Raw genomic sequence first — 25,156 nt, 5'->3', positions numbered from 1 at the left:
TCTCGCGCTCGCGTCCCGGCCGAAGGACACTCGTGGGCAAGGGAGTTGCTGCCTAAGGGGGACGTGACATGCGGGACGGCCATCGGGTGGAGGCCGAGCAGTTGCTGGTCCGGGCCGTCGAGGAGGAGGTGCGCCGCTCGGGGGGGCGTACGGACGGGGGTGCCCTGCTGTCGCGGGCGCGGGCCTCGCTCGACGCGATGGCGGAGACGGCCGCCGAGGAGTACACGGCCTACACACGGGCGCTGGACGAGTCCGAGGCGGGACGGCAGACCTTCGGGCAGCGGTTCGCGCGCGAGGGCTCCGGAACTCCCCTGCTGGTGGCCGCGGTCGGCGCGCTCGCGGCCGTCGTCGCCGACCTGGCCCTCGGCACCGGCGCGGGCACGGCCGTGGGCGCCGGGGCGACCGTGGCCGTGGCGGGCGCGGCGGCCACCGTCCTCAAGGTGACGGCCTCGCACCTGCCCGCCGCGAGCCGCCGCGCCGGGGCCCTGGGGCAGCCCGGAGGCCCCGAGCAGCTGCGTCTGCAGTGGCTGACGGCCCTGGACGTACGGGGCGTCCGCCCGTTCCTCGACCAGCAGCGGGTGCTCAGCGCCACCACCGGCGCCAAGAAGGGCGCGCCCCAACTGCGCCGCACCGACAAGAGCGCGGCGGCCCGGCGGCGCAGCGTGCTCGAGCAGTCCTTCGGCCAACTGCCGGAACAGGAGGGACCGTTCACCGGACGCCGGAGCGAACTGGCGCGGATCGCGCGGTGGGTTCACGCGGCCCGGGCGAGCACGGAGACGAGACCGACGGTCGTGGTGCTGCACGGCGCGCCCGGATCCGGCCGCAGCACGCTGGCGGTCCGGGCGGCACACGCCCTCAAGGACCAGTTCCGCGGCGCCTGCGTGGTCGACCTGCGGGGCGGCAGCCCGGACGATCCGCCGCTCACCACCCGCGACGCGCTGCTGCACCTGCTGAACCGGCTGGGCGCCCCGCGCGAACAGCTCCTCTTCCGCGAGCGCTCCTCGCAGGACCAGCAGGTCAAACGGCTGAGCGAGCTGTACCACCAGCATCTGACGGGCCTGCCCGTGACGATCGTGCTGGACGACGCGAGCGACGCCGAGCAGGTGCGCACCCTGGTCCCCGAGCGCTCCGAGAGCCTGGTCCTGGTCACCGCGCGGGAGCCCCTCGACCTGACCGGCGGCCTCTCCGCCTGGGTGCACCAGCTCCCCGTGGAGGCGCTGGACGCGGCGGGCTCCGAGGAGCTGCTGACCGCGGCGGCCCAGGACGCGTCCGGCCCCTACGACGCCGAATCCTCCGAACGGATACGGGAGCTGTGCGGCGGCCTGCCGCTGGCCCTGCGGGTCGCGGGTTCCTCGCTCGGCCCGCGCACCCCGCGCGCCCTGGCGGGCGACCTCGCGGCCTACGGCCCGGTGGAACCCGTCGAGCGGGTGCTGTGGCTGCGCTACACGGACCAGTCGGACCCGGCACGCCGGCTGCTGCGCCGACTGGCCCTGGCCGGCCGGGCCTCACTGGGCGCGGCAGCGGCGGCGGCGCTCCTCGCGACGGACGAACCCGAGGCCGTCCGTCATCTGACCGCCCTGTCCCGGGCGGGCCTGATCGACCACGTGCGCGGCAGCCGCTACCGCCTGCACGACCTCGTGCGGGCCTTCGCCGCGGCCCGTCTGCTCGACGAGGAGGAGGCCTCGGAGCGCACGGCGGCGCAGGAACGCCTGATCGTGAACTACGCGGAGCTGGCCGACTCGGTGATCCGCCTGGTGGACGGCAAGACGTCGACGCGCGCCGACCAGTTCGGACCGCACGGCTTCACCTCCCTGGACGCCGCGCTGCGCTGGCTGGACGACGAGTCGAGCTTCATCACGGCCGCCCTCAGACACGCGGAGGGGGTGGACCAGGCGGCGGTGCTCCATCTCCTGGGCGCCCTGTGCGACTACTGCCTGCTGCGCGGCGACCTGTACCGGCTGGGCGAGATCAGCGAGCTGACGCAGGCCGTCGACCAGGGGCTCCTGGTCCGCTCGGTGCAGTGGCGCACCGGTATCGCGGCCCGCCAGCTCGGCGAGCTGGACAAGGCGCGGACGACCCTGGCCGCGGTGGTGGACCTGTACTTCGAGGCCCACCACGACGCGGGGGCCGCCAGGGCCCTGTGCTCCCTCGGCATCACGCTGCACCACCAGGGCACCCTCGTCGAGGCCGCGGCCAAGCTCCAGGAGGCCATGGACCTGCAAGCCTCGCCCGAGCTGGCGGCCGACCGTGCCTGGACGATGCACGCGCTCGCCGCGGTGGAGCGCGACAGGTCCCGGCTCGGCCAGGCCCTCGGCCTGCTCACCGAGTCCCTGGTCCTGCACCGCGAGAGCGGTTCGGTGCACGGCGAGGCCTGGGCCCACTTCCAGCTCGGCCAGCTGGGTCTGCGGATGGGCGACGTGCCGCGCGCCGAGCGGGAGCTGCGCGAGGCGCTCGACCTGTACGGCCGTACGCGCGACGCCCGCGGCGAGGCCTGGGCGCTCACCCAGCTGGCCCGCGCCCGGCTCGTCGAGGGCGACCCGTCCGCCGCGGTCGACGGGCTGCGCCAGGCGGCCTCCCGGCACCGCGAGAACGAGGACGCGCGCGGCGAGGCCTGGACGGTCTACTACCTGGGCCAGGCCCTGGAGGAGACCGGGAACCTGGACCAGGCGGTACGTGAGCTGGAGCGCTCCCGGACGATGTTCTCCCGCATGCGGGACGTCTACGGGCTGGCCTGCGCCCGCCACCACTCGGCCCGCGTGACCCGGGACCAGCGCGCCGCGCAGACGGGCTCCCTGCGGAACTCGGGCTTCGCCCGCCAGCTCCTCGTCGACGCCCGCGCGGACTTCCAGCGCATCGGGGTGGCCCACGGCGAGGCGTGGACCTGCCTGGAGCTCGCCGTCGTCGACGCCGGGAACGCCCGTACCCAGCAGGCGCTGTCCCTGTGCGACGAGGCCGTCGGCCTGTTCGCCTCGTACGGCGACCGCCGCGGGGAGGACTGGGCCCGCTTCCTGCGCTGCACCCTGCTCCCCTACGCGGCGCCGGGCGGCCACGAGGTGGGCGCCGCGGTGGCCCTGGAGGAGCTGTCGCAGCTCGCGCGCGCGGGCCACGCCACCCGTGACGGGAGGCTGGACGACTTCATCGAGGCGTACCAGCTGCTGCTGGAGCGGGGGGTGGACCTGGACGCGGGCTGGCAGGCCTGGCGCCTGGGCATGGTGCCGGACCGGCACGCCCGCGACGTGATGGGCGTACCGGTGGTGACGTGAGGAGGGACCGTCCCCGACAGGGACCGTCCCCCGGCAAAGGCCGACCCCCACCAGGAGCCGAGTGCCGCACGAGTGACCGGAACCCCCGCGGGACGGGAGCAGCCGTGAAGGCCGGAACGCCCGCAGGGACCGGAACGCCCGCAGGGACCGGTGCTCCCGCAGGGACCGGTGCTCCCGCAGGGGCCGGTGCTCCCGCAGGGGCCGTGGCCCGCGCGGGTCACGGCGCCCGCGGGGTGCGGTGTCCGCTCAGCCCTTCGCCGGGCTGGGCCTCCCGGAGGCGGAGCGGTCCGTGCCGCCCGAGCCCTCCGACCCGTTCTCGGGGTCCTGCTCGAAGGAGACCTTGCCCATGTGACGGTTCATGGACTTCATCAGACCCCAGACGGCCAGGGCCATCACCGCGAAGACGATGAAGCCGAGGACGCCGGGGGTGACCTTGTTCTCGTCGACCTCCTTGGCGAGGGGGACGAGGTGCGTCAGTGCCAGGCTTGCGCTCATGTCAGGCATTGTCGCGGATGCCCGCAAAGAGGTCGTCCTCGGGGAGGGATGTGTCCACGAGGGACTTGGCGAGCTCGTACTCCTCGGTCGGCCAGACCTCCCGCTGGATCTCCATGGGGACCTTGAACCAGCCGCCGTCCGGGTCGATCTGCGTGGCGTGCGCGATCAGCGCCTTGTCACGGATCTCGAAGAAGTCCGCGCACGGGACGTGCGTGGTCAGCGTGCGCTCGACGCGCTCGAACTCGCTCCAGCGCTTCAGCCAGTCCCCGTAGGGCGACTCCATCCCGCGGTCCAGCAGCGCGTTGTGCAGCGCCTCGGTGCGCGGGCGGTTGAAGCCCTGGTTGTAGTAGAGCTTCTGCGGTCCGAACGCCGGCCCGAACTCGGACTCCGGGTACTTCTCGGTGTCCGTCGCGCCCTCGAACGCCACCATCGTGATCTTGTGGGTCATGATGTGGTCGGGGTGCGGGTAACCACCGTTCTCGTCGTACGTGGTGATCACCTGCGGACGGAACGAGCGGATCTGCTTGACCAGCTCGCCGGCCGCCTTGTCGATGTCCTCCAGGGCGAAGCAGCCCTCGGGCAGCGGCGGCAGCGGGTCGCCCTCGGGCAGGCCCGAGTCGACGAAGCCGAGCCACTCCTGCTTGACGCCGAGGATCTCCCGGGCCTCGTCCATCTCCTTCTTGCGTACCTCGTGGATGTTCTCCTCGATGTACTTGTCGCCCTGGAGCTTGGGGTTGAGGATGGAGCCGCGCTCCCCGCCCGTGCAGGTCACGACCAGCACGTCCACCCCCTCGGACACGTACTTCGCCATGGTTGCCGCACCCTTGCTCGACTCGTCGTCGGGGTGGGCGTGCACGGCCATCAGTCGCAGCTGGTCAGTCAAGACTCAATCCTCGGTCGGTCGGCTGTCGCCTGAGAAGGTCGGCTGTCGGCGCCCGGCGTGATTCCGCGCTCTGGGCGGCTTCTATAGTGACGGAATCGGGGGGCGAATAATTCCGGGGTCCGCCCCGCGGATCCCGGCCGAGAGGACGATCATGAGTACGGCGAGCACACAGCTGCCCGAGGGCCGGTACGGCCGCTCCGCGGACGAGCGTGCCGACCGGAAGCTCAAGATCATCGGCAGTGTCCTGGGAGTCGGCCTGATCGGCCTGGTCGGCTGGTTCGGCTACGACCACATCGCCGGGGCCGAGATCAGCGCACAGGTGATCACCTTCAAGGCCGTCTCGGACAGCGCGGTCGAGGTGCACCTGGAGGTGCACAAGAACGCGGGTACGAAGGGCTACTGCACGCTGCGGTCGCAGAGCGCGGACGGCGCCGAGGTGGGCCGCGCGGACTTCCGCTTCGACCAGCACTCGTCCCGCCTCGACAAGGTGGTTACCCTGCGTACGACGGCCCGGGGTTCCACGGCGGAACTCCTCGGCTGCCATTCGGGCTGAGCGGCCCCGCCGACTCGGGCCGGACGGCATCGGCACAGGTTCCCTCGCTCCGGGCGACCGGTGGCTGACCTGCGTCGATTAAATTCTCATGCCTTATGTCCTCCCCTCTGAGCCGCTGAATTGTTAGGCTCGTGGTTTCGCCCACCCGTGAGAGAACATGCTTGAGGGTAGGGCGATGCTTTGTATTCCCAGTACCTACGAGGAGCACCTGTGACCCAGACCAGCGAGAACGTCACCTGGCTGACCCAGGAGGCGTACAACCAGCTCAGGGCCGAGCTGGAGTACCTGTCTGGTCCTGCGCGCACGGAGATCGCCGCCAAGATCGCGGCCGCGCGCGAGGAGGGCGACCTGCGCGAGAACGGCGGGTACCACGCGGCCAAGGAAGAGCAGGGCAAGCAGGAGCTCCGTGTGCGCCAGCTGACCCAGCTCCTGGAGAACGCCAAGGTCGGCGAGGCTCCGGCGGCGGACGGCGTGGTCGCGCCGGGCATGGTCGTGACCATCGCCTTCGACGGCGACGAGGACGACACCCTGGTCTTCCTGCTCGGCTCCCGCGAATACGCGAGCTCGGACCTCGAGACGTACTCTCCGCAGTCGCCGCTCGGCTCCGGAGTGAACGGCAAGAAGGTCGGCGAGGACGCCCAGTACGAGCTGCCGAACGGCAAGCTCGCCTCGGTGAAGATCCTCAAGGCCGAACCGCACCGGGGCTGAGTCCCGGACAGGCGACGACGATGCCCCCGGCACACTGCCGGGGGCATCGTCATGTCCGCGTCGATCCGTACGGCCGCGTCACACGGTCGCCGGGCGATGTGTCACGCGGTGGCCGGGCGGTACGTCACGCCGTCGCCGAGCGGTACTTGCGGACGGCGAGCGTCCGGAAGACCACCACGATCAGGATCGAGTAGATCACCGAGGCCCAGACGGGGTGCTGCATGGGCCAGGCGTCGGACGTCGACACCCCCGGGTTGGCGAACAGCACCCGGCACGCCTGCACGGTGGCGCTGAACGGGTTCCAGTCCGCGACATGGCGCAGCCAGGGGGTCATGTTGCTGGTGTCCACGAACGCGTTCGAGATGAACGTGACCGGGAAGAGCCAGATCAGCCCGCCGGAGGTGGCCGCCTCGGGCGTCCGCACGGACAGGCCGATGAGCGCGCCGATCCAGGTGAACGCGTACCCGAGCAGGAGCAGCAGCCCGAAGGCCCCGAGGACGCGGAACGCGTCGGTGCTGCCGTCCGAGCCGACCCGCCAGCCGACCATCAGGGCCACCAGCGCGAGGACCAGGAGGGTCAGCGCGGTCTGCACGAGGTCGGCCAGGGTGCGGCCGGTGAGCACCGCGCCCCGCGCCATGGGCAGCGACCGGAAGCGGTCGATGAGGCCCTTGTGCATGTCGTCGGCGATGCCCGCACCCGCACCCGCGGTGGCGAAGGTGACCGTCTGGGCGAAGATGCCGGCCATCAGGAAGTTGGTGTAGGCGGTGGAGCTGGTGCTGCCGCCGATCTTCATGGACCCGCCGAAGACGTAGGTGAACAGCACCACGAACATGATCGGCTGGATCAGCCCGAAGATGACCATCTCGGGGATCCGGCTCATGCGGATCAGGTTCCGCCTGGCGATGACCAGGGAGTCCCGGATCGACTGGTAGACCGGGTTCGAGGGTGCCGTGAGCCGCACGGCGTCGCTGACGGCACTCACTTGGCGGCCTCCTTCCTGCTCTTGCCCGTACGCGCCTCCGCCGGCACGCCGTTCTCCTCGGGCTTCTCCTCGGCCACGTGGCCGGTGAGCGAGAGGAAGACGTCGTCGAGGGTGGGGCGGCGCAGGCCGATGTCGTCGATCTCGATGCCGCGGGCGTCCAGCTCGCGGATCACCTCCGCGAGGAGCTTCGCGCCGCCGGTGACGGGCACGGTGAGCTTGCGGGTGTGCTCCTCGACCGTCGTCTCGCCCTTGCCGAAGCCGCGCAGCACCTCGGAGGCGGTCGCGATGTGCTCGCGCTCGTGCACGACGACCTCGACGCGCTCGCCGCCGGTCTGCGCCTTGAGCTGGTCGGCGGTGCCGCGGGCGATGACGCGGCCGTGGTCGACCACGCAGATGTCGTGCGCGAGGTGGTCGGCCTCCTCGAGGTACTGCGTGGTCAGCAGCAGCGTCGTACCGCCGGAGACGAGCCGCTTGATGACCTCCCACAGCTGCTGGCGGTTGCGCGGGTCGAGGCCGGTGGTGGGCTCGTCCATGAACATCACCGGGGGCGACACCACCAGGGCCGCCGCGAGGTCGAGGCGGCGGCGCATGCCGCCCGAGTACGTCTTCGCGGTGCGGTCGGCGGCGTCGGCGAGGTTGAACTGCTCCAGCAGTTCGTCCGCGCGGGCCTTCGCGGCCTTCGCCCGCATCTGGTAGAGCTGCCCGACCATCTGCAGGTTCTCGCGGCCGGTCAGGTACTCGTCGACCGCCGCGAACTGCCCGGAGAGGCCGACCCTGCGCCGTACCGCGTCGGGGTCCTTGAGCACGTCGACGCCCGCGACGACGGCCTTGCCGCTGTCGGGGCGCAGCAGGGTCGTCAGACAGCGGACCGCGGTCGTCTTGCCCGCGCCGTTCGGCCCGAGCAGGCCGAGCACGGTGCCTTCCGGGACATCGAGGTCGACGCCGTCCAGAGCCCTTACGTCACCGAAGGTCTTCACCAGGCCTTCGGCGTATATGGCGCCCGGCATGAGTGTTCTCCACGTCGTTGGGGATTTTCGGATGCGCGCGCTTTCGGACGTGCGCCTACTGGAGACTCGTGCGGGACGGGAAAGTCATCGCCCCGGCCCCGTAGGCGCCGATCCGAACACCCACCGTAACGCGATGTATCGCGTCGCTCAATGGATTTTCCCGAGGACGGCGACCGGATTCCCCGGGCGGCCGCGGCCTCAGTCGATGACCGTGTACCCCGCCTCGCGCAGCGCCAGATTCACCTCGGCGCAGTGCTCGTGGCCCTTCGTCTCCAGGTGCAGCTCGACCTCCACCTCCGTGAGCCCGAGCCGTGGATCGGTCCGTACGTGGCTCACGTCGAGGACGTTGGCGTCCGCCACCGACAACACCCCGAGAAGCGTGGCGAGGGCGCCGGGCCGGTCGGTGAGCCGCAGCGTGACCGCCAGGTAGCGGCCGCCCGCCGCCATGCCGTGCCGCAGGATGCGCTGCATCAGCAGCGGATCCACGTTCCCGCCCGACAGCAGCGCCACCACCGGGCCCTCGAAGGAGCCGGGATCGCTCAGCAGCGCCGCGACGGAGCTGGCGCCGGCCGGTTCGACGACCAGCTTGGCGCGCTCCAGGCACAGCAGCAGCGCGCTGGACAGATCGTTCTCGGAGACCGTGCGGACCTCGTCGACCAGCTCCTCGACCAGGCGGAACGGCACGTCGCCGGGACGGCCGACCTTGATGCCGTCGGCCATCGTGACCGGGTTGTCGATCGACAGCGGCCGCCCGGCCGCGAGCGAGGGCGGGTACGCCGCCGCGCCCTCCGCCTGCACCCCGATGATCCGGATGTCCGGGCGCAGCGACTTCACCGCGAGGGCCACGCCCGCCGCGAGCCCGCCGCCGCCGATCCCCAGGACGATCGTGCGCGCCTCCGGGCACTGCTCCAGGATCTCCAGGCCCACCGTGCCCTGGCCCGCGATGATGTCGGGATGGTCGAAGGGGTGGATGAACACCGCGCCCGTGCGCCGCGCGTACTCCTGCGCCGCGGCCAGGGTCTCGTCGACCACCTGCCCGTGCAGCCTCACCTCCGCGCCGTACTCGCGGGTGGCCGCGACCTTCGGCAGCGGGGCACCGTTCGGCATGAACACGGTGGACCGCACGCCGAGCAGCGAGGACGCGAGCGCGACGCCCTGCGCGTGGTTGCCCGCGCTCGCCGCGACGACACCCGCGGCGCGTTCCTCCGGGAGCAGGCCCGCGATCCGCACGTACGCGCCGCGCAGCTTGAACGATCCCGTCCGCTGGAGGTTCTCGCACTTGAACTGCACCGGCGCGCCCACCAGCCGGGACAGGTACCTGCTGCCCTCCATCGCGGTCACCCGTGCCACACCCGAGAGCATCTTCTGCGCGCCGCGCACGTCGTCGAGGGTCACACTGGGAAAGGAGTCAGCCGTGCTGTAGCTCATGACCGCCAGTCTCGCAGTTCACGCGGCCGCGCTCCCGGGGTGACCACCCTCCGAGACCCGGTTTGCGCAGCGCCGGTACGGCCCGCGCCCGGGCCGCGTAACCTGTCCCCCAACCCAGCTCCCCACGCATGAATTGAGCCCCCGGCCATGCCCACTACACCAGAGATGTCGATGGACATGACGACCGTCGGTGACACCGGTCTTCTCGAATCCCTTCAGCACGAGGTCGCGGTCTTCGCGCGCCGTGCGGAACAGACCCGGCTCGGTGGGGTGGGGCAGGTGCGCAACTCCATGGACCGGGCCGCCTACCTGCTGCTCAACCGCCTGGACAAGGAAGGCCCGATGGGCGTCAAGGCGCTCGCGGCGAGCATGGGAATCGACTCCTCGACGGTCACCCGGCAGGTCGCCCCGCTGGTCGACACCGGACTCGTCAAGCGCACCTCGCACCCCGAGGACGGACGTGCCGTGGTGCTCCAGCTGTCCCCGCGCGGCCAGTCCCGGCTCGACGAAGTACGCACCTCCCGGCGTCAGTTGATGGCCGAGCTGACACACGATTGGGCCCCGGAGGAGCGCGAGGTGTTCTGCGCGCTCCTCACGCGCTTCAACGGCGCGCTCTCCGCCCGCCAGGCCACCCAGAGCATGCCGGCGCCGGAGTCCGAGCCGGCCTCCTGAGCCGCGCGGGGGCGGTGCGCCGCGCCCGGTGCCCCCGGAGCCCGGCGCCCCTTCACGCGCGTGTGCGCCGAACCCTTGACCGGAAGGCGTGCTCTGGCCTCATATGAGACCGGGTCCCCGTCGTACACCGGGTGACGGGTCGTACGCGGCCGCGGGCCCTTCCTCATGGTCACCCTCAGGCGGGAGGCACGGTGCGAGAACGGCGTGCTTCCCAAGGCATCCGCCGGGCCCGGGACTTCGAGTCGTTCGTGGCGGGCGCGGCGGGCCGGCTGCTGCACACCGCCACGCTGCTCACCGCGGAGCCCCGGGACGCCAACCCGCGCGCGCGGCGGCTGCTGACGCTGGCCCTCGCCCATACGTACGCCTCCTGGGACCGGCTGCACGGCGAGGACCCCTACGACAGCGCCCGCCGGCAACTGGCCGTGCGCTTCCAGCGCGCCGCCTGGCACCAGTACGGGGGCTTCGGGCGCCGGCGCGCCTCCCCCGACCACGGCCTGGCCCGGCTCACGCCCCAGGAACGGCTGATCCTCGTCCTCAGGCTGTACGAGGGGATCGCCGAGGAGCAGGCGGCCGCCCTGCTCGGCCTTCCCGCGGAACGGGTACGGGCGATCTGCGCCCGCGCCATGGCGACGCTGCTGCACCCGCCCCGCGACCCGGTGCCGGCCAGGATGGAGGTGGCACCGTCATGAACCTGCCGGAGCGCGAGGCTGCCGTGCGGCGGATGCTGGAACAGGAACCGCCGCCCCCGGTGCCGCCCGACCTGTACGGCGCGGTCGTACGCCGCGGAGGGCGCATGCTGCGCCGCAGGAGGGCGGTCCGACGGCTGCTGTGGCTCGCGCTGCTCGCCGCGGCCGTCGTCTTCACCGTCTGGGCGGCGACGGTCCGCCCGTGGGTGGAGCCGCCGTCGGAGACGACCCCACCGCTGACGGGCTGGTGACCGGCCCCCGCCGTCCACGGGCAGGCCCGCGGACGGCGGGGGCAACGGGGCCCCGGGGCGCCTCCCGGTCAGCCCAGGGCCTGCTGCAGGTCCTGGAGCAGGTCGTCGATGTTCTCGATGCCCACGGAGATGCGGACGAGGTCGGCGGGGACCTCCAGCGCCGAACCGGCGGCCGAGGCGTGCGTCATCCGTCCCGGGTGCTCGATCAGGGACTCCACCCCGCCCAGCGACTCCCCGAGCGTGAACACCTTGGCGCGGTTGCAGACCTCGACGGCCGCCTCCTCCCCGCCCACGACCCGGAAGGAGACCATGCCGCCGAACGCCTTCATCTGCTTGGCGGCGACCTCGTGACCGGGGTGCTCCGGGAGGCCCGGGTACAGGACGCTCGTCACGCGCGCGTGCCGGGTGAGCATCTCGGCGATCCGGCCGGCGTTCTCGCTGTGCCGGTCCATGCGCACGGAGAGCGTCTTGGTGCCGCGCAGCACCAGCCAGGAGTCGAAGGGCCCGGCGACCGCGCCCATCGCGTTCTGGTGGTACGCCAGCTCCTCGCCGAGTTCCTGGTCGCCGGTGATCAGGGCACCGCCCACGACGTCCGAGTGGCCGCCCATGTACTTGGTCAGGGAGTGCACGACGACGTCCGCGCCGAGCGCGAGCGGCTGCTGGAGGTAGGGGGTCGCGAAGGTGTTGTCGACGACGAGCCGGGCGCCCGCCTCACGCGCGATCTGCGCGACCACGGCGATGTCCGTGATGCCGAGGAGGGGGTTGGAGGGCGTCTCGACCCAGATCACCTTGGTCTTCGGGGTCAGGGCGGCCCGTACCGACTCGGGGTCGCTGGTGTCGGCCACCGACCACTCCACGCCCCACCGGGAGACGACCTTGGCGAAGAGCCGGAAGGTGCCGCCGTACGCGTCGTTGGGGATCACCACGTGGTCACCGGGGCTGAGCAGCGTACGCAGCAGGCAGTCCTCGGCCGCCAGTCCCGACGCGAACGCGAGGCCGCGGCGACCGCCCTCCAGGGCCGCGAGGTTCTCCTCCAGGGCGGTCCTGGTGGGGTTGGCGCTGCGGCTGTACTCGTAGCCGCCGCGCAGACCGCCGACGCCGTCCTGCTTGTAGGTCGAGACCTGGTAGATCGGCGGGACGACCGCTCCGGTGAGGGGGTCGGCGGTGTTGCCCGCGTGGATCGCGATCGTCTCGAAATGCTGACTGATGTGCCTGTCGCTCATGAGTCCCGAGCGTAGTGCTCCCCCGGGGTCCATGGCGGCGTACGCCCCTCGCGGGACGCGCGGGATCCCGTCGCGGAACCCGTGACGAGACCGGTGGCCGGATCCGTGGCGGACGGGTCGCCGGGCCGTCGCGGACGGGTCGCCGGGCCGCGGGGCGGGTCCTCGCGGAAAGCGTGACGGGACCGGGTTGGCCAATTGCCGGACCCGTCTGGTTCGCTTGAGCCATGGTGATTCTCTGGGTCCTGATGGCGCTGGCCATGTTCAGCATGGTCCTGCTGCCGGTGTTCCGGCGCAGGAGCTCCGGTATTCAGCTGGTCACGCCCGGCGACCCGGACGCGGCGGACCCGGCGGACTACGGCTTCCTGCGCCAGGAGGAGCTGGACATCCGCATGCCCGGCCCGGACGCGGACCTGCTGGACGTCCTGGACGTGGTGCAGCGGACCCAGGACTACCGCGCGGCCTCGCAGCTGCTCGCCGGCACCGAGACCGAGGGCGAGACCCGCTGGCAGCGGGTGCAGGCCTTCGCGGGTGCCGCGTCGCTGGAGCTCCAGCAGCGCCCCGGCGGGGTCAGCGAGACGCCGGGCGGACAGTGGCTGCGGGTGTGGCGCGCCGAGGCCCCCAAGGACGCGGGCGGCGCCGCGGTGCACGCCGAGTTCCTGGTGCAGCAGGCCTGGCGGACGTCGACGCCGGGGACCGACGACTTCCGGATCATCATGGAGGAGGCCCGGTCCGCGTGCGGCGACGCGGCACTACTGTCCCCCGGTGACCCGATCCCGTACATCATCGAGCTGTCCGTGGCCCGTGGACTGGGTTACTCCCAGCCGGAGTTCGAGAAGCTCTGGCTGAAGGTCCTGGACCGCGCGCCCTCCCACATGGGCGCGCACCTGGCGGCCCTGCACTACTGGTGCGAGAAGTGGCACGGCTCGCGGGAGACGGCGTACGCCTTCGCGGAGTCCGCGGCGGCACGCGCGCCGCAGGGCTCCCTCCTCGCGGCGATGCCGCTCTTCGCGGTCTTCGAGCACCTCCCCGAGGTGAACCTGGTCAGCAGCTTCTACCAGAGCGAGGTCGTCACCAAGGCGGTCCACGGCGCGCTGTACGCGGTCCACGCGGCCCGCCCCGACGACCCGATGCTCGCCCACGTCCGCCACCTGCTGATCTGCTTCCTGGTCCGCGGCGAGCGCTGGTCCGAGGCGATGAACCAGCTGGTGCACGTGGACGGTCACGTCGGCGCCCTGCCCTGGACCCTGAGCCCGGACCCGGCCGCGGACTACGCGATATACCGCGCCCTGGCGGTGGCGGGATACGAGGCGAACGGCGGAAGCCCGGCGACGCTGTCGCACTGACGCCGGCGGGGGCGACGCTGTCCCTCCATCGACGCCGGGGCGACGACGCCGCCCCGGCGCCCGCCGGCCACCAGACGTACCGCCCGAAGACCGGCGGGACCGGATGACTTGGATCAAGCCGTCGTTCCTGTGGATGACGTACCGCTGCGGCTGGGGCACGAAGGAGGGCCAGGAGACCGTTCTGGCCGTCGGGATCACCCGCGACGGGTTCGACCAGGCCCTGCGCAACGCGTGTCCGTCGCACCACGTGCACGGGCCGCACGCCGACCGGGCGCCTGGAAGCGGCAGTTGAGGCAGGCGCCCACCCGGGTGCAGTGGGTCCCGGAACGGGACCCACTGCTGCAGCCCTTGGCCCACCGGTCCCTGCAACTGATCGTGTCCCTTCTTGTGGTGTAGCCGACCAATGAGAAGTCGTGTTGGTGGTGTTGGGCAGCGCGGAGGCATCGCCGGGGAGCTCCGGGTAGAGCGGGTCCATGCTGCCCTCGGGCAGGTAGCGGCGCGGGAAGGCGATCCACTCGTCGTGCAACTCGAAGAGCACGGCGGTGACCAGCCGCAGCAGCGCGTCGTCGTTCGGGAAGACCTGGACGACGTCGGTGCGGCGCTTGACTTCACGGTTGATCCGCTCCAGCGGACTGGTCGACTGGATCTTCTTCCGGTGTCGTTCCGGGAAAGCGGCAAACGCGGTCAGGTCGTCCTTCGCCTCCAGCAGCATCTCTTCGACCTTCGGGAACTGCACCCCGAGCATGTCCGCGACCGTGTCGAGCTGGGTGCGGACCGCGTCGGCGGTGGGCTGGGTGAAGACCGTGCGGATCGTCGCGGCGACCATCTCGCCGGCGTCCTTGCTGATCACGCTGAACACATTGCGCAGGAAATGGACCCGGCAGCGCTGGTAGGCGGCGCCGAGCATGACCTTCCGGATGGCCTTGACCAGCCCGAGGTGGTGGTCGCCGATGACAAGCCGCACCCCGGTCAGGCCGCGTTCGCGCAAACGACGGAGGAACTACGACGCGTCCACCATCCCTACGCCGGCGGCGCAGATGTCATCCTCACCACGCCTGAGGAGCGACACCGACTCCGCGTGCCGCACCCCGAATGGCTCTCCAGCCGCCAGACCGGCCTCTGACAGAGGAGCGGATATCGCCGGAACCACCGAGCGGAATTCAAGAATCCGTTTCATGGCAATTATATTGACGAGTGATCAAGAACACTTTGATATAGCCCTGTTGATGATTTATGATCAACCCGATGCTCGGGGCCCTGACCAGGCCATCGGAGCGCGCGCCCGCCGAATACATCGGGGGCGTCTTTTCGGGGGAGTATATTTTGTACCGCTTGATCGGCCATTCCTGCGCGCCGTCATGCCATCGGCCTTGATCGCTTCCCGCGTTCCGTCCCGACTCCAGTGCCGCCTGTGGGCGTCACCTGTACCAATGGAATTCAGGGGAGGATTCTTCGATGCGCTCCGTTCGTAAGGGCGGCAGATCCGCCGTTCTCTTCATCTCGCTCGCTTTCGCCATGACCCCGGCCAGCGGATACGCCGCTGACAGCGTCCCGACCAGCACTGCGACGACCGTCGACTCCGGTAGCGATGCCGACCAAACCGACGATGCCGACACCTTGCCCGACGAGCCGTCGGGCCTTTCTTCCGTGCAGCACATCGACTGCGATCACAGCGGGCACACCGGAGATCCGCGGGAACGTTGCACGAAGCTGGAAAACGGATGGATGGTGCACGGAAAGAAGACCGTCGACAACTACACACGCGCTTACACCCGCTACGAGAAGAGCAGCGGTGGCAGTGTTTCACTCAAACTCGGCTACACACGCAACGGCAGTGAGCACTGGAGCAGCTACTTCACGATGAGGTCCGGTGATTCCAAGGTGAAGTCCTGGAACTTCGGTCGCATGAACTTGGAGTGCACCTCGTCGATCGGGCTCCTGCAGCAGCGAGGCCAGGACAAGCGCCAGACCCCTATCGCCAAGTGCTGACCTGACGGCACTTCGTGTGCGCCCCCGAGTCGTCCTCGGGGGCGCTTTGGGCACCGAGTGAGAGAAGAGCAAGGATTTGTTCAGCGCTGTCTTCGGTGACGACGTGTGGTTCCTGGCCGGGCTCGCTGTCGTCGCCACAGTTGTGGGAATGACAGCGTCGGCTGTCGCCCGTCGCCGCGAAGTGCATCACGCGGTCTGGTGGTTTCTCCTGGTGTTCTGCCTGACCGGCGTCTTCGGTGTCACCCTCGCGCTGCGGGGTGGCGAGTCGGGGTCGGCCTCATGCGTGATCAACCATGAGATCACCGAACCGCTGAACACCACGCAAGGCTTGTGGAACCTGGCCATGTTCGTCCCGCTCGGCCTGTTCGGTGTTCTGGCACTACGGCGTCCGCTACCCGTGCTCGCCGGTGTGCTCGTGTTGCCGTGTGCTATCGAACTCGCCCAGGCCCTGGCGCCGTTCGTGAGCGGCATCTGCGACAGCGCCGATGTCGAGATGAACGTCAGCGGGGGCGTGACGGGCGCAGCCGCCGCGCTCATGCTGGTGCGGGGCCGCGTCGACTGGCGTTCATGGGCCAAGCCCACGCTGCTTGTGGCGGGAGTGCTCGCCGTGACCGGGACGATCGTTTTCCAGACGGCGATCACCGCTGACCATGTGGATGGCTCCACCAGTCACGACGCACGGGGCGACGAACGGAAGGCCGCCGAGCGTGCCATACGTCAGGCTTTCGGCGATCACTACCGTGTCGATGCCGTGCGAGTCAGCCCCGGCCTCGACGGTTACAACGGCTGGATGTCCATCCAGATCGCCGACTCATTTCCCGCGCAGCTGATGTGGCCTGGCGGGCGTCAACTGAGCGTGAGCTTCGAGGACTCCACGCACCCGACCCGGGCAAGCTTCCCCGTCCCCGGCGCTACCACACCCCATGATGCCCGGGACGCGTACCGCATCGCCCGCTCCTACATGAAGACCCACTACCCGTGGGCGGCGACTGCCTCCCGGCACGAGACGCAACCCGTCGGCAACAAAGCCGAGTTCGGATGGCTCACGTCGTGGAGATTCAAGGAACGCGGGGTGACCATGCCACGAAGCCTCGACGTGCAGATCAACCGCTCAGGCCGTGTCTCCCAGATGCTGGTCGATTTCGGGCCCAAGCACGTGGAACTCCCGGCGCGGCTGATCCTGGCCGACCAAGCCGAGGACATCGTCCGCAAGGAGCAGCAGCGGAACGGCGCCGATCCCCGTGACCTGCGGATCCACGCCGACGTGTTGAAGACCGAACGTGCAAAGGGCTGGCAGGGACCTTGGCTCGTGGTGTGGTCCGTGAGCGTCACCGACACGGGGTGCGTCCCCGACAAGGACGGCGGCGGCTGCGACCCGACGAACACGGTCCTCGACGCCGGCACGGGAAAGATTCACGACGAGTGATCCGTACCCGTTGAGGGAGGCGGGATCGTCGCTGCCCTGGATCGACCGCGGCGTTTCGCAGTACGCACTGACGCCGGTGTCCGGCAGCTGCGAGGTAACACCCGATCGACGGGACCGCCCCTTCCGGATCATGCCTGAACAGCTCCGGCCGAGCCTCTCTCGCGGCTCCTCGCCCTGATCCGAGCGCGGAGACCAGTACCCCCAAGGCATAGGGTGCCTGTCACCACCGCGAGCCTGATCGGCTTGCACGGCAGATGGCCGGACGACGCAAAGACAGAGGCGTACGGCGTTGCCAAGTACGACGGCGTGGAGATCTTCTTCAACGGCGACGAGATCGACTGGTCCCGGCCGGCCGACCACCACACCGTCTTCGTCCACGTGGACAAATGGGGTGATCTTCCACGGGCGGAGAAACTCGCCGCGCACCTCGGCAGCACCGTGCCGGGAAACGCCCAGGTCGGCTGGTGAGGAGCGCGGCCCCGTCAGTCCGGTCGACCTCTTGAACCTGCTGGAAAGGTCCGTGAACGCGGCTCGGCATGATCAAGCGCCCGCCAGATCCGACTGGAGCCGTTGTCGCCCAAGGGCGAGAGGCCCGGGTCAGGGCTCCGTCGGCTCCGTCGGCGGGACATGACTCCGGGGTGTCAGGTCGGTGGGTCTGCCGAGGCGTACCGGGACTCCGGGCGAGTACAGGACGCTGACGGGTGGCCCGCCGGGAGGCGGGAGCCCGGCCGCCGCGAGGAGGTTCTCCTCGCAGGTGATCAGCTCCGCGCGGTGGAGCGGCCAGCGCGGATGGTCGTTGGCGAGGTAGCCGGTGCCGCCGGAGAAGGCGTTGTGCATGCCCCAGCGGGCCGTGAGGAAGTGCTCCAACCCTGTTGGTTCCGGAATGGGTCGGCCGGCTCTGACGACAATTCGGCTCCGCGCCCGGGAGGTTCCGGGCCCGCGCCGGGAACTCCTGTACGTGACGGTGTCGCCGTCCGCTCGTACGTCCATGCGGGACCACACGTACGGGAGCCGGAAGCCGAGGCGCCCCAGGAGCACCGGCACGAGCCGCGACGCGTCCATGGACCGGAAGACGACCCCGCGGCGGCCGTGCGCGTCGACCGAGTAGAGGCGCACGTTGGTCTCCGGGAAGGAGCCGAAATACGGCACCCCGGGGAGCCGGAGCCAGCCCACCTTGTCCATCCGGAAGGCGACGAGACCGGCGTAGGTGACCCCGTCGTACGTGTCCGCGGTGAGCCCGTGCGGCAACAGCGGGGCGACGGCCGCGGGATCGACGGCCCAGTGGATGAAGGTGAGGTCGAGCCACCGCTGGGTGAGGAGCGGACTGCGCACCACGGTCGGCGCCTCGGGCGTGATGGGCGTGGGGTGCACCCCACAAGGGTGCCAGACCGCATACGGGAGGCGGGGGTCGGCCGGGCGTGCGGGGCCGGGGCGACGGGGGGTGACCGGGGCGGCGGCAGTGGCTGTCGCGCGCCGCGTCGGTACTGTCCGGTGCACCACGGCAGCCGGTTTCAGCCGTGCAGCGGGACCGTGCGGCGGCGGGCCGGAGAGGACGGCCACCGCAGCATGAACCGCGGCCGCACGAGCATGGCGTGGGTGAAGAGCACGCGGAGCAGGGCGACGTTCATCATGAACCGCTCCACCTGCGATTCCTTCGCGCCCAGGTCCTCGTGGCGCAGGTAGCCGGCGACGATGCTGGCGTTGTGGGCGCGGTACCAGGCGGCCGGCGACGGCTTGCGGATGCAGTCCACCCGGTACTCGACGCTCCTGGCGCTCGCCGCCCCGGGGGCGCCGGCGCACAGCAGGCCCGCCTCCACCTTGTCCCTGAGAAGGCCCTCGTTCACGGAACGCCACCATGGGCTGCCCGGGCGCGCACCGGACTCCGCGGCGAGCACTCCGCGTGCGGCGGACCACCGCAGAAAGCTCAGCTCGGCGTGGCCGTACCGGCGCAGGGGCTCGGAGGAGTGCGCGTAGAACTCCCGTGCCAGCGCGAGGCGTGCGGCCACGTCGTCCCGGACCAGTGCGATCCGTCGCTCGGCTCGGGAGGCTGCATCGGGCATGAGGATCCTGTCGGGCCGCTGTCATAGGAGGGGCTGAGGAATCCAGGGCCTTCCTGGACGGGTCACCGGTGGGTGCCCTGCCGGGCCGCTCGTGGCGACGGCAGCGCTCACGTCCGTTCGGGGAGACGTTCGTGGCATACGGCTTCCTCCGCGGGGAGTGAGGCAGCAGCCGCTCCCCTCCCCTCAGGATCCTTGGTGGCGCCGCGTCCTGCCAGTCATCCCGGACCGGCCGCCCGTCCCCCGGGCTCCCGGTCCCGGTCCGGGCGACAGCGGAATCGCTTCTCCCTCACTCGTTCGAGCGGAGCGGCAGTGCTCCTGCCCGCTAGGCTGAGGCGTGGGACAGAATCGCGCCCATGGGAGCAGCCATGACCACCCCAGCCGCTGAGCAGCCACTCATCCCTCAGCCGCCCGCAACGGTCGCCGCGCTACGGCAGGCCATCAGCCAGATCGCGCCCGCCTCGCTCCCCGCCTTCACACGAGAGCTGGACCAGGCCGCCGACCAGTCCCGCCAGAGCTCCGATCTCGCTCCTCTCCGGCGATTCATCACCCAGTGGGCCGTCTATGTCCACATCCACCGCCAGCCCGGCCTGGCCGCGGATTTCCGCCGCTGGGAGGACACCGCCGAAGCGGGCGATCCCGTGCAGACGCGACAGGCCGCCGCCGAGATCGGACGAATTCTCGACGAAGCCCACGCGGCCGTCGGTCTCCCGACCCGGTGACTCCGGACTGGCACTGGGAATACGACCCTGATCACGACCACGTGGCAGGCGGCCTCCCGGCCCACGTCGTGGCGGAAGTCGAACGTCTGGCGGGCCAACTCGTCGAACTCGCCAATACAGGGATCGACGTCAGCGATCTCGGCAACGGCCCGAGACCGGGCGGTCTACGACGTATGGATGCGGCAGGCGGGTGGTTCTACTTCCTCGTGGCCCCACGCGCCCCACTCATCGTCATCGTCCGCATCGTGCCCCCGTTCGACGCTCTGTAGCGACTGCGCCCGCCCTCTCTCCTCTCTCGGCGCGAAGGTGAGCGCTCGCCTGCCAGAGCCTTCATCACGGCAAAAACGTGGGGCTGGTGAGTCTCATGACCCAGTACAGCACCGACCGTCAACGGCTCGTACATGCAGGACAGTTCGCCGGTGGTCCACTCCACCCGCCCGGTGCAAGCGGTTGGAGGCCCGCGTAGTTGCGCAGTCCGAAAAGACAGCCGAAGGCCGCGTAATCGGTCTCGTCATACAGCGGCCGAAGATCCATGGCGGCCACCCACGGCTCGCCGTCGTAGTAGTAGTAGTCGGCACCGGTGCCGGGATGGCGGAACTCGATGCCGCCATGGATATCCGTACTCGCGAAGCTCACCGACCCGAATGTTTCCACGCATGAGCCACCACGTCTTCACCCCGCCCCTCCCCCGATCTCTCTCCACGGAAGGACGCTACTGCTGCCCAAGCGCACTCGGGATGTGGGAACCAGCCGCTCCACATCGGAACAAGGTGGTTGGACCGCCCTTCGTAAAGGCCTGTGAACGAGGCTTGACGTGGATCGCCGTGCCGCGTTCACAGCCTCTTCCGTGCTGAGGGCCGTCACGCCCGAGGCTGCTCCACTCCACGTCGATGCCGTCTCGTGGGAGACATGCGCAGGGCCGTGCGTCCGGGCCGGCGGCCGCCGTTCGGATCACCGGAGGCGGCCCTTCAGGTGACTGCCGGACGCCTCATGAGACAGGCAGCCGTCGCAGGGGTACGACGTCTCAGCAGAGAAAGAGCCCGGAACGCCGTGAGGAGCTTGGCGATGTACGCAGCAGTCCGGCGGTACGAAGGGGTGACCGACTCGGCCGAGGCGGCACGGCTCGTGAACGAAGGGTTCGTGGAGCTCATGCGCCAGGTCTCCGGCTTCGTCGCCTACTACTGGATCGATGCCGGGGACGGGGTGATGGTCTCGACCAGCGTCTTCCAGGACCGGGCCGGTGCCGAGGAATCGATCTCGAGGGCCGCGGACTTCGTGCGGGACAACCTTGCGTCGCTGCTCCCCAACCCTCCCCAGGTCATGGCCGGCGAGGTGGTGGCTTCCGCATGACGGCGTTCGGACCGGCCGCATGAAGTCTCCGGGGATGTACCGGCCTACAGTGCCCACGTGGTCGCCCTTCACAGCGTTGATCCCACGAGGCGCGTCGGCCGCGAAGAGGTCTGCGAACGCGGCTTGACCTGGATCATCGAGCAGCGTTCACAGACCTCTTCCGCCGTGTGATCCGTGGGTGGCGTCGGCGGTTGTGCCCGGACTGCCGGTCAGGGAGACAGATGGGCCAGTAGCTCTTCGCCTGCGGGGTATCCCCGCTCCTGGGGGAGCAGGCGGGTGGCTGCGTCCAGTTCGCCGTCCCTGACGAGTGCGTGGATCTCGTGGGCGAGCGGGGTCACGTCACTGATGGACACGATCCACTCGTTCGCGTAGCGCGTCGACGCCTCGCCCGAGAGCCCCAGTTGCAGCGAACGGTGCGGCAGGGGACGCAGGTGCAGATCGCGTTCGGGATCCCACTGGACCCGGGCCGGTGCGCGCTTGAGGTCACGCTGCCATGCGGCGCGATCGGGATGCAGTCCGCGGACGTAGTGCGACAGGCACGCGTTGCGCAGCGCCCAGTCGAAGCCGTCGCGGGTGATCTCGACGGCGAGGACGGTCTCCTGACCCTCCTTCGTGCCCCAGCCGCAGCGGTACATCATCCACAGGAAGCTGGGTTTGATCCACGTCATGCGGTCGGGCTTCCACGCGGCGGGGAAACGGCCCTTGCGGGCGGCGGGGCCGCCGATCTCCGGGCGGTACGCCTGGTAGACGGTGATCGTGGACGCCGTGTGGAGCGCGCGGATCCTGCGGTGCGGTTCTTCCATGGCGTACAGCGTGGGCTCGGCCGGCTCAGGTGACCACCGATTATTCGATCCGTCGCTCGATCCGACGGAGCGCGTCGGCCGCGGAAGGCAGGCAGTCGCCCGTGCGGGCCACGTGGCGTCCGGCGCGTGGAGCGACATCTCGGCGGTGCCGTACTCGATGGACTGACGCGTCGGGCGCGGTCGTTCGTCACCGCGCACGGCATCAGGATCGACGTGCCGCCGGTCGGCCGGCTTGCGGAGCGGTGGCTCGCGCTTGCCCACCACGCGTCGATGACGAGTGGGCGGTCGCCATCCGCGACGTCACCCCGCTCGCTCCTCGGCCGCCCGTGACGGTCGCCGCCCCGGAATTCAGATACCGCCCGAGGCGAGATACGCGTGCGTCCTGGCCAACCGGGCCGTGGAGGCGTGGAACGCGATTCCCGACCCGGGCGACCCGAGGATCACCTCGAAGTTTTCCTCCCGGACGACCATGCCGATCCTTCTCGCCGCAGCGGCGTCCCAGCCGGTGACCCGGAGTCCACTCACCCTTTCGAAGACCAGGTGGAACTCAAAGGCGTTGAACCTCTTCTCCCGCCATGCAGCAGGAATGCGCACCGGCAGAACCCGCGTGTCGAACCCCAGGGTCACCGAGTTCTCACGTTCGTCGACGTGCACGTAGAACGGGTCGCAGGAGTCGGCCGAGGGAGGGTCGCTTCCGTACAGTTTTCCCAGGAATTCGGGGGACGCGAGGAGTCGCGACCAGTCAGCGCTCATAGAACGTCCTGTCCTGGGTGCCGGGAAGGGAGCTGTGCCGTCGAGCGTCGATCCTGCTCATGAACAGGTGACCGCCGTCGTCGAGTCCGTTCTCCGCCGTTTTGAACGCGCTCACGTGGCCGACGCGCACGGATTCGCTGCAATCGAATTCCAGTGACAACCCATCGCCCCTGAAGGCCACCCGCATGCGTCGCTCGATTCCGTGCGGAGCCATCTCCAATCCGCCCAGAGCCGGTGGGGTCCAATCGGCGAGAGAGATCCTTTCCACCGCCAGGAACTGGAATTGGCACTGCACCGTGTCGAACCCCGCGTCGACCCATTCCCGTGGCGCCGACTCGGGAAAGGAAGGCAGGTCGACGCGTAGCGTCACCGTGGGCCCGCGCCAATTCAGATTGACCGACCGCACCCGAATTCCCGCCAGACGGGGGATGCGGCCGTACAGGGACCGCAGGTCCTCCGGATTGACGAGAAACTTTTCGACGGTCATGGCGGCAATGCTCCTCGGATGTGCGCCCGACGGTCTCGCCGCGTTCCGGTTCCGGGGGCGGTCCCCGTGCGGGGGGCGTGGACGTACACGACCGGGCGTCCGGTTCAGGGGGTTCTCCGTCCCGGTCGGGCGTCCCAGGGTTCCATATGCCGAAGTGACGGCCCCCGGCCGGTACCGCGTCCGCGTCCCGACGGCCGGCCCGCACGCTCGGGCGGCTGCCTGGACACGAAGCTCCGGTGGTACGGGGGTGACCCGCCAAGTCCCCCCGCACGAGCGGAGCTTCGGTGTGCTCCGGGCCCCGGCCTCAGAACGCCCCGACGATCCCCGCGACTCCGCCGACGAGCGCGCTGGCCAGCATCGCGGCGAGCAGTCCGGCGAGCAGCAGCATCAGCTTGCGGGGGCTGCCGCGTGCGCCTGCCAGGACGTTCACGGCCGCGGCGCCCAGGACCAGCACCGCCAGGCCGAACAGGGAGACCGCCAGCCATCCGAACAGGGCGCCGAAGCCCGTCCGTTCGTAGCCTCCGGAAGCCGTTTGCCGCAGGCCGACCGTACTGCCGACGGGCAGGCGGCTGTCGATCGTGGCACCGGGGTCCACCACGGTCCCGTCGTCGGAACGGAAGACGCCGTGGCAGTGCGGATACCGGTGCCCTCCGCTCTCGCTCCACGTGCAGGCCTCGACCTCGAGGTGACCGGACGTGCCCGCGAGGCCCGAGGTGTAGGCGAGATGCGTCACCGCGAGCCAGGTGACGACGGCACCCACGACGAGCAGACCGGCGGTCACGAGCAGGAGGCCCCCTGCGGGCATCCTCTCCCGGAGCCGTTCCCGGCGGTTCGTCCGTCCGCTCATCCCGCCCTCCGGTCCCGGACCGTCCCGGTCCTGATCTCTCCTGGCGTATTGCAGACACACGGGCGCGCCCGATGGTTGCAGGCCGTACCGCCTGCCTCCACGCCCCGGGACTCCGATCGAGTGGACTTGCCGGAGCGCCGATCGGACCGGCGCCCCCGCCGGGGGCGCGGATGGTGGTGTTGCCGTCTGTTCCCCGCGTCCCCGTGTCCCCGTGACCTGGGCCTGGACCCGGACCTGATCTGGAAGAGGCGCCCCATGCGACGTACCCCCCACCGCCGTCCGTTCGCCGCGGCACTGCTCGCGGCGGCCGTGCTGGCCCCGATGACAGCGGTCTCCGCCGGGGCGGTTCCCGCGGCAGGCGCGGGCCGCGCCCACGTGAGCGACACGGGCGGATACGGCAAGGACACCGAGGACGGCGACGCGCTCGACAGTCTGGACCCCCGGCTGAGCGCGCGGCTGGACAAGGCCGTCGAGGACGTCCGGCGGCAGGCGAACATCCCCGGTGTCGTCGTCGGACTGTGGATGCCCGGCAAGGGGAACTACGTCCGCGCGACCGGTGTCGCGGACACCGCCACCCGCGAGCCGATGTCCGCCGGCTCCTACGTCCGGATCGGCAGCGAGACCAAGACCTTCACCGTCACCGCGCTGCTCGAACTCGTGGACCGGCACCGGGTCCGGCTCGACGACCCGATCTCCCGCTACGTCGACGGGGTCCCCGACGGCCGGAACATCACCCTGCGCCAGCTCGCCGAGATGCGCAGCGGGCTGTTCCCCTACACCTCCGACCCGGACTTCCAGCACGATCTGCTCAGCGACCCGCAGCGAAGCTTCACCCCGCGCGAACTGCTCGCGTACGGCTTCAAGCACCCCAACACCTTCGCGCCCGGCGCGCGGTTCGAGTACTCCAACACCAACCTCGTCCTGCTGGGCCTGGTCGTCGAGAAGGCCGGCGGGCAGGGGCTCCGGGACTTCATCCACCGGCAGGTCCTGCGCCCCGCCGGGCTGCGGCACACGCTGTTCCCCGAGGGCGCCGAGTTCCCCCAGCCGCACTCGCACGGCTACACCGACCAGACCCTGAGCGGCGCCGTCGAGGACGCCACCGACTGGACCCCCAGCTGGGCCTGGGCGGCCGGGGCGATGATCTCGAACCTGCGCGACCTGCGGCACTGGGCGAAGACCGTCGCCACGGGCACCCTGCTCAGCCCCGGGACGCAGGCGCAGCGTCTCA

27 protein-coding genes and 2 pseudogenes are annotated in these 25,156 nt (G+C 70.5%); 15 read left to right on the top strand and 14 right to left on the bottom strand.

Features of this window, described 5'->3' with window-relative positions:
* Window positions 1-68: 68 nt before the first annotated feature.
* Window positions 69-3,263 (top strand): tetratricopeptide repeat protein, encoded by a 3,195-nt coding sequence (locus CW362_RS26480; RefSeq protein ID WP_103552052.1) that lies wholly within the window; start codon window positions 69-71, stop codon window positions 3,261-3,263.
* Between the two features lie 246 nt (window positions 3,264-3,509).
* On the opposite strand, the gene CW362_RS26470 is transcribed toward CW362_RS26480, so the two are convergent.
* Together CW362_RS26470 and mca are read right to left on the bottom strand one after the other, a co-directional pair.
* Window positions 3,510-3,758 (bottom strand): hypothetical protein, encoded by a 249-nt coding sequence (locus CW362_RS26470; protein WP_103552051.1) that lies wholly within the window; start codon window positions 3,756-3,758, stop codon window positions 3,510-3,512.
* A gap of 1 nt (window position 3,759) precedes the next feature.
* A complete protein-coding gene (gene mca / locus CW362_RS26465) occupies window positions 3,760-4,620 on the bottom strand; it encodes a mycothiol conjugate amidase Mca (protein WP_162684241.1) in 861 nt (286 codons plus the stop codon).
* Between the two features lie 172 nt (window positions 4,621-4,792).
* Here mca and CW362_RS26460 point away from each other — a divergent pair, with 172 nt between their 5' ends.
* Together CW362_RS26460 and greA are read left to right on the top strand one after the other, a co-directional pair.
* Window positions 4,793-5,194, top strand: a complete 402-nt coding sequence (locus CW362_RS26460) for a DUF4307 domain-containing protein (RefSeq protein ID WP_103552049.1) — start codon at window positions 4,793-4,795, stop codon at window positions 5,192-5,194.
* Between the two features lie 210 nt (window positions 5,195-5,404).
* Window positions 5,405-5,902, top strand: coding sequence for a transcription elongation factor GreA (greA, locus tag CW362_RS26455; RefSeq protein ID WP_037620575.1), 498 nt, complete (start codon window positions 5,405-5,407; stop codon window positions 5,900-5,902).
* A 124-nt stretch (window positions 5,903-6,026) separates the two neighbouring features.
* Here the strand turns inward: greA and CW362_RS26450 are convergent, their stop codons facing one another.
* From CW362_RS26450 to ilvA, 3 genes are all read right to left on the bottom strand, one after another.
* Entirely contained in the window at window positions 6,027-6,884 is an 858-nt protein-coding gene (locus CW362_RS26450; RefSeq protein ID WP_103552048.1) for an ABC transporter permease, read from the bottom strand.
* Entirely contained in the window at window positions 6,881-7,891 is a 1,011-nt protein-coding gene (locus tag CW362_RS26445) for an ATP-binding cassette domain-containing protein (RefSeq protein ID WP_103552047.1), read from the bottom strand. Before CW362_RS26445 ends, CW362_RS26450 begins: the two co-directional genes overlap by 4 nt.
* A gap of 198 nt (window positions 7,892-8,089) precedes the next feature.
* A complete protein-coding gene (gene ilvA, locus CW362_RS26440; RefSeq protein ID WP_103552046.1) occupies window positions 8,090-9,319 on the bottom strand; it encodes a threonine ammonia-lyase in 1,230 nt (409 codons plus the stop codon).
* A 165-nt stretch (window positions 9,320-9,484) separates the two neighbouring features.
* On the opposite strand from ilvA, the gene CW362_RS26435 reads away from it, so the two are divergent.
* The 3 genes from CW362_RS26435 (at window position 9,485) to CW362_RS44805 (ending at window position 10,928) form a co-directional block, all read left to right on the top strand.
* Window positions 9,485-9,991, top strand: a complete 507-nt coding sequence (locus CW362_RS26435; protein ID WP_206301061.1) for a MarR family winged helix-turn-helix transcriptional regulator — start codon at window positions 9,485-9,487, stop codon at window positions 9,989-9,991.
* Between the two features lie 191 nt (window positions 9,992-10,182).
* Window positions 10,183-10,680, top strand: a complete 498-nt coding sequence (locus CW362_RS44810) for a sigma factor-like helix-turn-helix DNA-binding protein (protein ID WP_103552045.1) — start codon at window positions 10,183-10,185, stop codon at window positions 10,678-10,680.
* Window positions 10,677-10,928 (top strand): hypothetical protein, encoded by a 252-nt coding sequence (locus CW362_RS44805; protein ID WP_103552044.1) that lies wholly within the window; start codon window positions 10,677-10,679, stop codon window positions 10,926-10,928. The genes CW362_RS44810 and CW362_RS44805 overlap by 4 nt, the downstream gene beginning before the upstream one ends.
* 68 nt (window positions 10,929-10,996) lie before the next feature.
* On the opposite strand, the gene CW362_RS26420 is transcribed toward CW362_RS44805, so the two are convergent.
* Window positions 10,997-12,151 carry a cystathionine gamma-synthase gene (locus CW362_RS26420; RefSeq protein ID WP_103552043.1) on the bottom strand — a complete coding sequence of 385 codons (1,155 nt, stop codon included), beginning with the start codon at window positions 12,149-12,151 and terminating at the stop codon, window positions 10,997-10,999.
* Between the two features lie 224 nt (window positions 12,152-12,375).
* On the opposite strand from CW362_RS26420, the gene CW362_RS26415 reads away from it, so the two are divergent.
* Window positions 12,376-13,494, top strand: a complete 1,119-nt coding sequence (locus CW362_RS26415; RefSeq protein WP_103552042.1) for a hypothetical protein — start codon at window positions 12,376-12,378, stop codon at window positions 13,492-13,494.
* An 88-nt stretch (window positions 13,495-13,582) separates the two neighbouring features.
* Window positions 13,583-13,866 (top strand): annotated as a pseudogene (locus CW362_RS26410) (DUF4291 family protein); the annotation flags it as partial.
* Between the two features lie 85 nt (window positions 13,867-13,951).
* Here the strand turns inward: CW362_RS26410 and CW362_RS26405 are convergent.
* Window positions 13,952-14,494, bottom strand: a pseudogene (locus CW362_RS26405) (IS256 family transposase); the annotation flags it as partial.
* Between CW362_RS26405 and CW362_RS45700 the strand changes: the two are divergent.
* The 4 genes from CW362_RS45700 (at window position 14,432) to CW362_RS26390 (ending at window position 17,377) form a co-directional block, all read left to right on the top strand.
* On the top strand, window positions 14,432-14,617 hold the full coding sequence (locus CW362_RS45700) for a DUF3885 domain-containing protein (protein ID WP_420856880.1): 186 nt from the start codon (window positions 14,432-14,434) through the stop codon (window positions 14,615-14,617). The pseudogene CW362_RS26405 and the gene CW362_RS45700 overlap by 63 nt on opposite strands.
* A gap of 332 nt (window positions 14,618-14,949) precedes the next feature.
* Complete coding sequence (locus CW362_RS26400; RefSeq protein ID WP_103552041.1) at window positions 14,950-15,483, top strand: hypothetical protein; 534 nt, start codon at window positions 14,950-14,952, stop codon at window positions 15,481-15,483.
* Window positions 15,484-15,559: 76 nt separating this feature from the next.
* The gene (locus CW362_RS26395; protein WP_240658060.1) at window positions 15,560-16,909 is read left to right on the top strand and encodes a VanZ family protein; all 1,350 of its coding nucleotides are present in this window, start codon (window positions 15,560-15,562) and stop codon (window positions 16,907-16,909) included.
* 213 nt (window positions 16,910-17,122) lie between these two features.
* Window positions 17,123-17,377: a hypothetical protein gene (locus CW362_RS26390; protein ID WP_103552040.1), complete on the top strand. Its 255-nt coding sequence runs from the start codon at window positions 17,123-17,125 to the stop codon at window positions 17,375-17,377.
* A 129-nt stretch (window positions 17,378-17,506) separates the two neighbouring features.
* On the opposite strand, the gene CW362_RS44800 is transcribed toward CW362_RS26390, so the two are convergent.
* The gene (locus CW362_RS44800) at window positions 17,507-18,280 is read right to left on the bottom strand and encodes a YqjF family protein (RefSeq protein ID WP_240658059.1); all 774 of its coding nucleotides are present in this window, start codon (window positions 18,278-18,280) and stop codon (window positions 17,507-17,509) included.
* 140 nt (window positions 18,281-18,420) lie between these two features.
* A complete protein-coding gene (locus tag CW362_RS44795; RefSeq protein ID WP_240658058.1) occupies window positions 18,421-18,969 on the bottom strand; it encodes a hypothetical protein in 549 nt (182 codons plus the stop codon).
* 365 nt (window positions 18,970-19,334) lie between these two features.
* Between CW362_RS44795 and CW362_RS26380 the strand changes: the two genes are divergently transcribed.
* Window positions 19,335-19,688, top strand: coding sequence for a DUF6247 family protein (locus tag CW362_RS26380; protein ID WP_103552038.1), 354 nt, complete (start codon window positions 19,335-19,337; stop codon window positions 19,686-19,688).
* A gap of 387 nt (window positions 19,689-20,075) precedes the next feature.
* Here CW362_RS26380 and CW362_RS43485 read toward each other — a convergent pair whose 3' ends face one another.
* Window positions 20,076-20,324 (bottom strand): hypothetical protein, encoded by a 249-nt coding sequence (locus CW362_RS43485; RefSeq protein WP_162684239.1) that lies wholly within the window; start codon window positions 20,322-20,324, stop codon window positions 20,076-20,078.
* A 429-nt stretch (window positions 20,325-20,753) separates the two neighbouring features.
* On the opposite strand from CW362_RS43485, the gene CW362_RS26370 reads away from it, so the two are divergent.
* On the top strand, window positions 20,754-21,038 hold the full coding sequence (locus CW362_RS26370) for a hypothetical protein (protein WP_103552036.1): 285 nt from the start codon (window positions 20,754-20,756) through the stop codon (window positions 21,036-21,038).
* A gap of 209 nt (window positions 21,039-21,247) precedes the next feature.
* Here CW362_RS26370 and CW362_RS26365 read toward each other — a convergent pair whose 3' ends face one another.
* From CW362_RS26365 to CW362_RS26345, 4 genes are all read right to left on the bottom strand, one after another.
* A complete protein-coding gene (locus tag CW362_RS26365) occupies window positions 21,248-21,841 on the bottom strand; it encodes a DUF4291 domain-containing protein (protein WP_103552035.1) in 594 nt (197 codons plus the stop codon).
* Between the two features lie 348 nt (window positions 21,842-22,189).
* Window positions 22,190-22,594, bottom strand: coding sequence for an Imm50 family immunity protein (locus tag CW362_RS26355; RefSeq protein WP_103552033.1), 405 nt, complete (start codon window positions 22,592-22,594; stop codon window positions 22,190-22,192).
* Entirely contained in the window at window positions 22,584-23,081 is a 498-nt protein-coding gene (locus tag CW362_RS26350; protein ID WP_103552032.1) for an Imm50 family immunity protein, read from the bottom strand. Before CW362_RS26350 ends, CW362_RS26355 begins: the two co-directional genes overlap by 11 nt.
* Window positions 23,082-23,385: 304 nt before the next feature.
* Window positions 23,386-23,886 (bottom strand): hypothetical protein, encoded by a 501-nt coding sequence (locus CW362_RS26345; protein WP_162684238.1) that lies wholly within the window; start codon window positions 23,884-23,886, stop codon window positions 23,386-23,388.
* Between the two features lie 297 nt (window positions 23,887-24,183).
* On the opposite strand from CW362_RS26345, the gene CW362_RS26340 reads away from it, so the two are divergent.
* On the top strand, window positions 24,184-25,156 hold a 973-nt coding region (locus CW362_RS26340), incomplete at its 3' end, for a serine hydrolase domain-containing protein (protein ID WP_103552030.1).

The organism is Streptomyces populi, from assembly GCF_002911015.1.
Taxonomy (GTDB): Bacteria; Actinomycetota; Actinomycetes; order Streptomycetales; family Streptomycetaceae; genus Streptomyces; species Streptomyces populi.
The sequence above is the reverse complement of the archived record's forward strand: the minus strand, read 5'-3'. Positions and strand labels throughout refer to the sequence as shown.

What these genes read in the sequence shown, in the direction of transcription:
- CW362_RS26480 (WP_103552052.1), top strand. Translation starts at nt 69, where the DNA reads ATGCGGGACGGCCATCGGGTGGAGGCCGAGCAGTTGCTGGTCCGGGCC.
- CW362_RS26470 (WP_103552051.1), bottom strand. Translation starts at nt 3,758, where the DNA reads ATGAGCGCAAGCCTGGCACTGACGCACCTCGTCCCCCTCGCCAAGGAG.
- mca (WP_162684241.1), bottom strand. Translation starts at nt 4,620, where the DNA reads ATGGCCGTGCACGCCCACCCCGACGACGAGTCGAGCAAGGGTGCGGCA.
- CW362_RS26460 (WP_103552049.1), top strand. Translation starts at nt 4,793, where the DNA reads ATGAGTACGGCGAGCACACAGCTGCCCGAGGGCCGGTACGGCCGCTCC.
- CW362_RS26445 (WP_103552047.1), bottom strand. Translation starts at nt 7,891, where the DNA reads ATGCCGGGCGCCATATACGCCGAAGGCCTGGTGAAGACCTTCGGTGAC.
- ilvA (WP_103552046.1), bottom strand. Translation starts at nt 9,319, where the DNA reads ATGAGCTACAGCACGGCTGACTCCTTTCCCAGTGTGACCCTCGACGAC.
- CW362_RS26435 (WP_206301061.1), top strand. Translation starts at nt 9,485, where the DNA reads ATGTCGATGGACATGACGACCGTCGGTGACACCGGTCTTCTCGAATCC.
- CW362_RS44805 (WP_103552044.1), top strand. Translation starts at nt 10,677, where the DNA reads ATGAACCTGCCGGAGCGCGAGGCTGCCGTGCGGCGGATGCTGGAACAG.
- CW362_RS26420 (WP_103552043.1), bottom strand. Translation starts at nt 12,151, where the DNA reads ATGAGCGACAGGCACATCAGTCAGCATTTCGAGACGATCGCGATCCAC.
- CW362_RS26415 (WP_103552042.1), top strand. Translation starts at nt 12,376, where the DNA reads ATGGTGATTCTCTGGGTCCTGATGGCGCTGGCCATGTTCAGCATGGTC.
- CW362_RS26400 (WP_103552041.1), top strand. Translation starts at nt 14,950, where the DNA reads ATGCGCTCCGTTCGTAAGGGCGGCAGATCCGCCGTTCTCTTCATCTCG.
- CW362_RS44795 (WP_240658058.1), bottom strand. Translation starts at nt 18,969, where the DNA reads ATGCCCGATGCAGCCTCCCGAGCCGAGCGACGGATCGCACTGGTCCGG.
- CW362_RS26380 (WP_103552038.1), top strand. Translation starts at nt 19,335, where the DNA reads ATGACCACCCCAGCCGCTGAGCAGCCACTCATCCCTCAGCCGCCCGCA.
- CW362_RS26370 (WP_103552036.1), top strand. Translation starts at nt 20,754, where the DNA reads ATGTACGCAGCAGTCCGGCGGTACGAAGGGGTGACCGACTCGGCCGAG.
- CW362_RS26365 (WP_103552035.1), bottom strand. Translation starts at nt 21,841, where the DNA reads ATGGAAGAACCGCACCGCAGGATCCGCGCGCTCCACACGGCGTCCACG.
- CW362_RS26355 (WP_103552033.1), bottom strand. Translation starts at nt 22,594, where the DNA reads ATGAGCGCTGACTGGTCGCGACTCCTCGCGTCCCCCGAATTCCTGGGA.
- CW362_RS26350 (WP_103552032.1), bottom strand. Translation starts at nt 23,081, where the DNA reads ATGACCGTCGAAAAGTTTCTCGTCAATCCGGAGGACCTGCGGTCCCTG.
- CW362_RS26345 (WP_162684238.1), bottom strand. Translation starts at nt 23,886, where the DNA reads ATGCCCGCAGGGGGCCTCCTGCTCGTGACCGCCGGTCTGCTCGTCGTG.